Raw genomic sequence first — 9,527 nt, 5'->3', positions numbered from 1 at the left:
TCAGAGATGTGTATAAGAGACAGGTAGTGGTGTCGTACGCCTCCATGTGAGCGCTTGCCATCTGGGCGTAGACGCCGGCGAAGGTGGTTCCGCTCATCCGTTCCCACTCGGTCTCGCCGCTGACGCCGAGCCACCAGCGCGTGTGGTCGGAGCTGGCGTCGGTCATCACCTCGTAGCCGCCCGCCAGCGCGACGTCGGCCATCCCCGATCGCACGGCGGTCACCGCCTGGCGAAAGGCGTAGCCGCTGGCCGCGCAGGCGTTCTCGACCCGCGTGGTCGGGACGCCGTGGAGGCCGAGATGTTCGGTCACCGCCGGCCCCGAGAGGCCGATCTGGCGCCCGCCGACGCCGAGCGTGCCGAGGAACGCCTCGTCGATCTCGTCGGGTGAGAGCTCGCCGTCGACGCTGTCCACCGCCGCGTCAAACGCGTCGTCGAACAGCGAGAGGTACGATCGTTCGGGGAAGGAGCCGAACGCCGACTGTCCGGCCCCGAGTACGTATGCGTCTCGCATGGACCGAACTATCTGCCGGGGTAACTTATAACTACCCACCGCCGCTCGAGCGGCGACTCCCGACCGTACCGGACGTTTTTTATCGGGATGTCCACAACTCCCACTCGCATGAGCTACGACGGTCCGACAGACCTGTTTATCGACGGCGAGTGGACCCCCGCCGAGGCGGGCGAAACGTTCGAGACCGAGGACCCGGCGACCGAGGAGCGCTACGCGACCGTCGCCGAGGGAGCCGAGGCGGACGTCGACCGCGCGGTCGACGCCGCGGCCGAAGCCGTCGAGCGCAACGCCGAGTGGCGCTCGCTGGCGCCCAAGGAGCGAGCCGCGCACCTCCGCGCGATGGCCGACGCGATCGAGGACCGCAAGGACGAGATCGTCCTGGTCGAGTCCCACGACAACGGGAAGACCCCCTTCGAGGCGACGCTGGACGTCGACATGGTGATCGACACGTTCCGGTACTACGCGGGCTGGGCCGACAAGGTCGAGGGCGACGAGGTCCCCGTCCCCGGCGATCGGCTGAACTACACCGTCCGCGAACCCGTCGGCGTCACCGGCCACGTGATCCCGTGGAACTACCCGTTCCAGCTCGCGGGTCGCAGCCTCGCCCCGGCGCTGGCTTGCGGGAACACGGCGGTACTGAAACCCTCGAGCACGACGCCGCTATCGGCGCTGTACTACGCCGTCGCCGCCGAGGACGCCGGCCTTCCGGACGGCGTCGTCAACGTCGTTCCGGGCCGGGGAAGCACCGCCGGCAACCGGCTGGCCGAACACCCCGACGTCGACCACGTCGCCTTCACCGGCAGCACCGGGGTCGGCAAGGGCGTCATGGAGCGGGCCGCACAGAACGTCACCGGCGTCACCCTCGAACTCGGCGGGAAGGGGCCGAACGTCGTCTTCCCCGACGCCGACCTCGAGGACGCCGCGGCGGGCTGTCACTACGGCATCTTCATGAACGCGGGTCAGATGTGCTGGGCGGGGTCGCGGCTGCTCGTCCACGAGTCGGTCCACGACGAGGTCGTCGAGAAGGTCGTCGAGCGCGCCGAGGCGACGCCGCTCGGCAGCGGGATCGACGACGACGGCCGAATGGGGCCGACGGTTAGCGAGGACCAGCAACGGGAGGTCCTCGACTACATCGAGACCGGAAAGGCAGAGGGCGCCACCGTCGCCACCGGCGGGGGCGTTCCCGCGGACAGGGACGTCGGCCACTTCGTCGAGCCGACGGTTTTCACCGACGTCACCAACGACATGACGATCGCCCGGGAGGAGATCTTCGGGCCCGTCCTCTCGGTCATCGAGTTCTCGGACCGGGAAGAGGCGATCGAGATCGCCAACGACTCGCCGTACGGGCTGATGGCGGGGATCTGGACCTCCGACCTCGAGACCGCACACGGGGTCGCCGACCGCCTGGACTACGGGATGGTGAGCATCAACGAGTTCCCGGTCACGCAGCCCCAGACGCCCTTCGGCGGCTTCAAGGAGAGCGGCTACGGCCGCGAGCAGGGCACCGAGGCGATCCACGAGTACACCCAGACGAAAAACGTCAACGTCAACCTCGAGTGAGCCGTCCCGAGCGATCCCGGTAGCGAGCGCTCGAGAACTTTTATAGTGGTGTGTGCCCCGTGTAGGGGTGTATGACGCTCATCGAGAACGCCCTCTCCGAGGAACACCGGGAGTTTCGCGACCGCGCAGCGACCTTCGCCGAGGAGGTCGTCGAACCCGAGGCCGAACGGATCGAGAACGACGACGAGTTCCCCCGCGAGGTGATCGAGGCCGCGGGCGAGCGGGGGCTGCTCGGCATCCTGCTGCCCGAGGAGTACGGCGGCGAGGGATCCGATTTCCTCTCGTACTGTCTCGCGGTCGAGGAGATCGCGAAAACGAGCGGTGCGGTCGCCGAGACGATCCAGGGCCACACGTTCGCGGCGCTGCCGATCGCGAACGTCGGCACCGAGGCCCAGAAGGAGGAGTGGCTCGAGGCGATGGCCAGCGGCGAGTCCGTCGGCGCGATGTTGCTGACCGAACCCGACGCGGGAAGCTCGCCGACCGAGCTGTCGACGGTCGCACGGGCGGACGACGACGGCGGCTACCTCATCAGCGGCGAGAAGTCCTTCGGTACGAACGCGGGCGTCGCCGACGTCCACCTCGTCGTCGCGCGCAAGCGACCCGCTCCCGAGGAGGGCCACGGCGTGAGCGTGTTTTTGGCACCGAACGCCGACGAAGCCGACGGGTTCGAGTTCGACCGAACGGAGTTCATGGGGATGCGCGGCCACGTCACCGGCGACTCGACGTTCGAGGACGTCCGCGTCGGCGAGGGCGCGATGCTGGGCGAGGTCGGACACGGCTTCCGCATCGCCATGGGAACGATCGACATGGCCCGGACCGGACTGGGCGCCATCGGGACGGGGATCGCCCGGGCGGCCTTCGAGGAGGCCGTCGACTACGCCGGCGACCGCGAGCAGGGCGGCCAGGCGGTCGGCGAGTACCAGGCGGTACAAGTGCTGGTCGCCGACATGGACGCTCAGCTCGATTCGGCCCGTCACCTCGTCTACGACTCCGCGACGGCGATCGCCGACGGCGAGGGCGACACGCGCAAATCGAGCAAGGCGAAGTACGTCGCCAGCGAGGCCGCGGAGTTCGTCACGCGGAACGCGATCCAGATCTACGGCGGGAAGGGGTACCGGACCGATCTCCCCCTCGAGCGCTACTACCGGGACGCGAAGATCCTGAGCATCATCGGCGGCACGACCGAGATCCAGAAGACGACGGTCGCGGGCGAGGCGCTAGGGCTGTAGCCGTCCGGCGGTCGCGACTCGCCGCCGCGGGACCGTTATCACGCGACTATCGCGAACGCTCGAGGAACTACCGCTCTCGAGGCCGCCCTCGATCGCCTCCCTCGAGTGTCGTCCGATCCCGGCCGTATACGATCGCTGCATACGCTATCTGCTCCCGACGGTTGCCCGGAGACCGTTGCTGCTGGGGCGCGTAACCGGTTAGATGTGCGGTTTCACGGCGAACGCCGTCCGCGGACGATCCTACGTGGGCGACACGAAGTCCTCCGGCAGCGGAGAAGTATAGTCGGATCCCTCCGATGCGGCCTCGAACTCCCGGGTAGCGTTTTCGAGGATCGTTTCGTCCCGAAAGAGATCGATCGCGGTACTCGCCAACACTTTCGACGCGAAGCGCATCGCCTTGTATCCGATCTCGGAGCCGCTCGCCGCCGTCGATTGCCAGGAGTGAGCGGAGACCCCGATCGGCCACGCCGCCGCGGTGAACTGCCCTAGCGGGACGTTCCAACTCACGTCTCCGACGTCGGTCGAGGCGGGAAACTGCTCCCCCTCGTCGTAGATCTCGTCGACTGGCGTCCCGTGAAGCTCCGTCTCGATGATGTCGTCGGGGACTCCCTGTCGGCTCATCGCCTCCTCGACGTCGTCCACGGTTCGTCTGAGACCCCGGGCTAACTCGTACTCCTCCTCCGAGAACCCGACTTCGCCGATCTCCTGCATGTTCTCGAGGATCGTCGACCCGAGAACTCCGTTCGGAAGCGTGTCGTAACAGCCGGCGCGGTACTCGGTCTCGACGGTCGTCTCGGTCATCGTCGCCGCCCCCTCCGCGACCTTCTCGAGACGCTCCGTGACGGACTCGACTCGCTGCCGGCTCGGAGCTCTGACGTAGTACCAGACCGCCGCCTCCTTCGGGACGATGTTCGGCTTTCCACCCCTCTCGACGATCGAATAGTGGAGTCGCACGGGATCCGGAACGTGCTCCCGGAGGTAGTTCGCGCCGGTGTTCATCAGTTCGACCGCGTCGAGCGCGCTCCGTCCTCGCTCCGGTGCGGCGGAGGCGTGGGCCGAGGTGCCCTCGAAATTGAACTGAACGGAATTCATGGCCAGGCTCTCGGCCATCCACGGCGCGTTCGTGTTCATCGGGTGCCACGTTAGCGCGGCGTCCAGATCGTCGAACGCGCCGTCTTTCGCGAGCAGCACCTTGCCGAGCAGCGTTTCCTCCGCGGGACACCCGTAGTAGCGAACCGTTCCGGAACCGGTTCCGGCGTCGAGAACGCGCTTGACGGCTATCGCGGCCCCGACGCCGGCGGTTCCGAGGAGGTTGTGTCCGCAGCCGTGTCCGGCACCGCCTTCCTCGAGCGGTTCCTCCTCGGCCCGCACCTTCTGTGACAGCCCCGGCAGCGCGTCGTATTCGCCCAAGATTCCGATAGTCGGCTCGCCGGATCCCGCCTCCGCGACGAACGCCGTCGGGAGACCCGCAAGCCCTCTCGTCACGTCGAATCCCGCCCTTTCGAGGACGTTCGCCTGTAGCCCGGATGCGAACTCTTCCTCCAGTTCCACCTCCGGCCGCTCCCAGATCTCCCGGGCGACGTTTCGCAGGTCCTCGTAGTTCTCGTCGACCCACGCTCGAGCCTCGGTCTTACCCTTCGCCATATGTTCAGTAGTGTCATACGCTGGTTAGTTAAAGCTACTGGGGCGCCGGTGTCGCTCCGATTCGGCGCCGTCCGCCGTCCGGAAGTTACGGGAGAAACGACGCCGCTCGAACGCGTGCGTGGGATCGCCGTCCGTCGATTCCGGCACAGCCGCGACCCGGAGCGGTTTCGCCGGCGACTCGGAACGGCGGTCCGTCTCTCTCGACTTCCTCTAACGCCGTGCGCGTTGACCGTTGCGCCGGTCGCGCGTGCAAGACGGCTTCGCCGAGAGGCGGACGACGCGTCACGAGTCGGGTTCGATCATATCGTTCTCCCACATGACCTTTGCAGCGTATATCGTCCCGAACACCGAGACGAAGATCACTGCGTAGAGCGGGACGCCGGGGAGGAAAGCGAGAAGTCCGAACTCCATTAGCAGCGTCATCGCCAGCGCGATACAGAGTCCGACGGCGGCTACCTTGGGGTAGTCCCTGCCGAACTGGGCGAAGATGGCGCCGAAGATGGCCGGAACGAGGTAGGACTCGAGGGCGTTCCGACCGAATTCGGGAAGTGCCTCGAAGACGGGGACGAGCGCGAAAACGCCGACGGTCAGTATCGTGATGTTGACGAAAATCGACCCGGCGATCGCGATCGTGGAGATGATGCTCCCCTGTGGCGTTCCCGCGTCGACGTCGGCGCTCTCCTGTGCCGCGGCGGCACAGGGCAAGCGAAGGTTCGAGATGTTCCCCGAGAGGAACGCCATGTACGTTCCGGGAATGCCGAGCACGGGGTAGTACGAGATCGGCTCGATGAACCAGATGAGGCCGAACGTGACCGCGACCGACAGGAACCCGCCGACGATCGCCCCGGCCGGGGGAACGATATCGAAGATCGCGAGCAACGTCAGAGCCGGCCCGAACGAAAACGCCACGGCGAGCAGACTCGTTATCCTGCCCCACCTGTTGATGTACGGGATGAAGTTGGACTCGTACACGCTTTCGCTCGAGTCGGACGGGGACACGGTCTCCCCCGAACTGGACGGCGACGACACCGTTACCACCCCCCTCCAGCCGCCGCGTGAACCACCATCCCGACGACGAGACCGACGGCCATCGCGCTACCCAGCGCCCACTCGCGTATCCACTGCACGTCCCTCTCGTCGGCTAGCTTCAGCAGCGCGAGCATAACGAGTCCGCCGACCGCGGCGGATCCCGTTTCGGGCGCCCCGGACGTGATCTCTCCGGACACGAAGTACGCGAACGCGCCGAGCATCGCACCCGAGGTGACAATCGGGAGGAGCGTATCTCTCCCCCCGACGATTCGTTCCCTCGCCTTCTCCATGTGCGGCGTCCCGACGGCTACGACGAGCAACCAACCGATACCGCCGAGCGTCATCGTCCACACCGAGGTCGCGAACGCCGTTTCGGTGATGCCGTCGTCGCCGAAGCCGTATCCCAGCTGGGAGATACCGATCTCCGCGGCCGGCAGTTCGAAGGCGACCGATCCGATCACCGAGAGGCGCATCCACGCGACCGGTCCGCCGATGGTCGCGATCAGCGCCAACATCGCCGCGAGTACCGCTATCGCAGGCCCGATGGCCGAAATCACCCCCGTCTTCAGGCCGCTTCTGAGCTGGTCGTCCGACAGTCCCATCTCCTGTCCGTTTTTCCACGCTCGCCGAAGGAACAACCCCGCTTGAAGGAGGACCATCAGGACCACCGGCGTTGCGGAAATCCAAAGCCAGTTGCTGTTTGCGACGTCCATATAGGCCGGTGCAACAGCTGTATTGGAGTACCATTCCATGCTAACTGTTATCCTATGATGCAACATTATAAATATACGGGGTAAGGCGAACGGCCGATAGCGAGATCTCCGTCGTCGTGCCGATCGCTCGGCTCCGTGCGGGACGAGCCCCGCCTTCGGAGACTGAGAACCGGGGTATACAGCAAACGTGTACGCGTAGCCGGAGAACCGGCTTTAAGTAGAGTATGGGACAAGACGGAGTATGGAACCGAACGGAGGCGGCGATCGGAGGAAAACGACGGCGACGTCGCTCCGAGTGGTCGATGCCGTGGACGAGCTGGGCGGCGCTCGACTGACGGAGATCGCCGAGGAACTCGATCTGTCGACGAGTACGGTGTACACGCACCTCAACACGCTAACCGACCACGGGTACGTCGCCAAGATCGGCGATCGGTACGAACTCGGATTGAAGCTTTTCCACCTTGGGGAAGAGGCGCGGCGGCGGGACGATCGGTACGATCTCGCGAGGGAGAGCGCGCGGGAGTTGGCAAATACGACGGGCGAGGAGGTGAACTTTGCCGTGGAAGAGAACGGGAGAAGCATCATCCTCTTCGACGAGGTTAGCAACCCTTCGGTAGAGGGATTTCAGGTCGGTCACCAGTTCTACATGCACAACTCCGCCAGCGGGAAGGCGATGCTCGCCGAACTTCCCGACGAGTACATCGACGACGTGATCGACAGGTGGGGGTTGCCGAGGGAAACGGCGAACACGATTACCGATCGGGACCGGCTGTTCGACGAGATCGAGGAGATTCGTTCGCAAGGGTACGCAGTGAACGACCAGGAAGCCTTCGAGGGTCTGCATTCCGTCGCAATCGCCGTAGAGAACCCCGATGGGACCGTTTTTGGTTCGCTAGACGTTTCGGGGCCTCCCTATCGCCTCCCCTCCGATACCGAGTTGGTCGAACTCCTCCGACCGGTCGTCTCCGAGTTAGAGCGCGAGTTAGCGTCCTCCGAATCGAACTGAGAGGGCGTCTACGGAACGGTCCGCTATTACACCTGTACTCCTGTAACCCACAGGGGGCTGCTCCAGGAAACGCAACACGGCTCGTGGTCTCTATCGCCTCTCTCCCACCAGGAGCCGTCGTATCGCCCCACAAATCACGATACCGGTCGCGTCGATATCGATCTCGAGACGGCGAGCACCGCCTGGACGTAGTCATTAATTTTGGATCGACCCATCGAAATTTTCCCCACAATAGAAACAGCAGCTCGTCGTCGACCTCCGCCCCGAATTCGGAACACGTTCGGTCAGTCCGCGGCCGTCGAGTTGTGATCCGCCCTCGGCGTACTGAGTCACCGGAGTAGCCTGCTCCCGAAGCCGGGTAGTAAGACCTCGCCTATCGGCGTAGATCCGTTCGGGACTCTTCCGACTGCATAGTCCTTCAGTACGCATTCGTACGAATGGATCCCGCACTGAATATGCGGCTGGTCCGCCACTTCCTCGTTCCCCAGTACACGAACGATCCGACGGCGCGTTCTCTCGGACGATTCCCGATCCAGCACTAACGTTATTACGCACCAGTGACGGGTAGTGTACGAAGACACCGCAATGACCCGCGACAACCGAGCGCCGACCGTATCAGTTTCCGATATCGAGCGTGCGCGCGAGCGACTGGACGAATCGGTCGTTCAGCAAACGCCGATAGAAACGAGCAGATCACTCGAGGAAGAAACGGGTGCAGAGGTGCTGCTCAAGATGGAGCATCTCCAACGAACCGGCTCGTTCAAAACGCGCGGCGCGTACAACAAACTCGTCCAGGTCGTAGAGTCGGATCCCGAGGTCTCGCGCGCGGTTGCCGCGAGCGCCGGCAATCACGCCCAGGGAGTCGCGCTCGCCGCGACGAAGACGGGGCTGGATTCGACCATCGTCATGCCCCGGAACGCGCCGCAGGCGAAGATCGACGCGACGGCGGGGTACGGTGCCGACGTCGAACTCCACGGACGCGATTTTCAGGCGGCGATGAAGCACGCACAGTCGCTCGTCGAAGAGGGCTCGGTCTTCGTCCACGCGTACGACGACCCGGACATCGTCGCCGGACAGGGGACGCTCGGCATCGAGATTCTCGAGCAGGTCCCCGACGTCGATACCGTGATCGTTCCGGTCGGCGGCGGCGGGCTGCTGAGCGGAATCGCCACCGTCGTCGGCGAACGGGCACCCGAAACGCGAATCGTCGGCGTCCAGGCGACCGGGGCGGCGACGCTTCCGCGAAGCCTCGAAAAGGGCGAACCGCAGGGGACGGAGTCCGTCCAGACCATCGCGGACGGAATCGCGACCGGGGGGATCTCACAGCTCACGTACGACTGCATCGAAACCTACGTCGACGAGGTCGTCACCGTCTCGGATACGGAGATCGCCGAGAGCCTGCTGTTCACGCTCGAGCGGACGAAGCAGATGGTCGAGGGTGCGGGTGCGACGACGATCGCGGCCCTCCGCAGCGATCGGGTAGACGTCGACGGCGAGACCGTCGTTCCGGTACTGTCCGGCGGGAACCTCAGCATGACCGATCTGCAGACGATCCTCACCCACGGGCTGACGACCCGGGGTCAGCTCGTTCGGTTTCGGGTTCACATCGTCGACGAGCCGGGACGGCTCGAGCGGATCTCGGAGATCGTCGCGGAGCACGGCGCAAACGTCCGCAACGTGCGACACGAGCGATCCGTCGAAAACGTAGACGTCGGCGAGGCGTACCTCTACTTCCGAATCGAGACGAGCGGGACCGAGCAAACCGACCGTATCATGAACGCGATTCGCGATGCGGAGTTCTCGGTTACGCGCATCAACTAGCGTCGACCGCGGCC

9 protein-coding genes are annotated in these 9,527 nt (G+C 65.2%); 4 read left to right on the top strand and 5 right to left on the bottom strand.

Features of this window, described 5'->3' with window-relative positions:
- Positions 1-511 (bottom strand): thiolase family protein (locus tag C492_RS19805; protein WP_008426922.1); only part of this gene is annotated, 511 nt, incomplete at its 3' end.
- Between the two features lie 108 nt (positions 512-619).
- On the opposite strand from C492_RS19805, the gene C492_RS19800 reads away from it, so the two are divergent.
- Entirely contained in the window at positions 620-2,071 is a 1,452-nt protein-coding gene (locus C492_RS19800; RefSeq protein WP_008426921.1) for an aldehyde dehydrogenase family protein, read from the top strand.
- A 71-nt stretch (positions 2,072-2,142) separates the two neighbouring features.
- Entirely contained in the window at positions 2,143-3,300 is a 1,158-nt protein-coding gene (locus tag C492_RS19795; RefSeq protein ID WP_008426920.1) for an acyl-CoA dehydrogenase family protein, read from the top strand.
- Here C492_RS19795 and C492_RS25020 read toward each other — a convergent pair.
- From C492_RS25020 to C492_RS19780, 4 genes are all read right to left on the bottom strand, one after another.
- A complete protein-coding gene (locus C492_RS25020; protein ID WP_204365623.1) occupies positions 3,289-3,441 on the bottom strand; it encodes a hypothetical protein in 153 nt (50 codons plus the stop codon). The two genes, C492_RS19795 and C492_RS25020, sit on opposite strands and share 12 nt — an antisense overlap.
- A 99-nt stretch (positions 3,442-3,540) precedes the next feature.
- Positions 3,541-4,944 (bottom strand): amidohydrolase, encoded by a 1,404-nt coding sequence (locus C492_RS19790; protein WP_008426919.1) that lies wholly within the window; start codon positions 4,942-4,944, stop codon positions 3,541-3,543.
- A 282-nt stretch (positions 4,945-5,226) separates the two neighbouring features.
- On the bottom strand, positions 5,227-5,943 hold the full coding sequence (locus C492_RS19785; RefSeq protein WP_239643463.1) for a hypothetical protein: 717 nt from the start codon (positions 5,941-5,943) through the stop codon (positions 5,227-5,229).
- Positions 5,944-5,975: 32 nt separating this feature from the next.
- Positions 5,976-6,725, bottom strand: coding sequence for a DUF5058 family protein (locus C492_RS19780; RefSeq protein WP_239643462.1), 750 nt, complete (start codon positions 6,723-6,725; stop codon positions 5,976-5,978).
- Between the two features lie 202 nt (positions 6,726-6,927).
- Between C492_RS19780 and C492_RS19775 the strand changes: the two genes are divergently transcribed.
- Both C492_RS19775 and ilvA read left to right on the top strand, forming a co-directional pair.
- Positions 6,928-7,692, top strand: coding sequence for an IclR family transcriptional regulator (locus C492_RS19775; RefSeq protein WP_008426914.1), 765 nt, complete (start codon positions 6,928-6,930; stop codon positions 7,690-7,692).
- 585 nt (positions 7,693-8,277) lie between these two features.
- Positions 8,278-9,513, top strand: coding sequence for a threonine ammonia-lyase (gene ilvA, locus C492_RS19770; protein WP_008426912.1), 1,236 nt, complete (start codon positions 8,278-8,280; stop codon positions 9,511-9,513).
- The last annotated feature ends 14 nt before the right edge of the window (positions 9,514-9,527 follow it).

The sequence above is a fragment of the Natronococcus jeotgali DSM 18795 genome (assembly GCF_000337695.1).
Taxonomy (GTDB): domain Archaea; phylum Halobacteriota; class Halobacteria; order Halobacteriales; family Natrialbaceae; genus Natronococcus; species Natronococcus jeotgali.
This window is presented reverse-complemented; position numbering and strand designations above follow the sequence as displayed.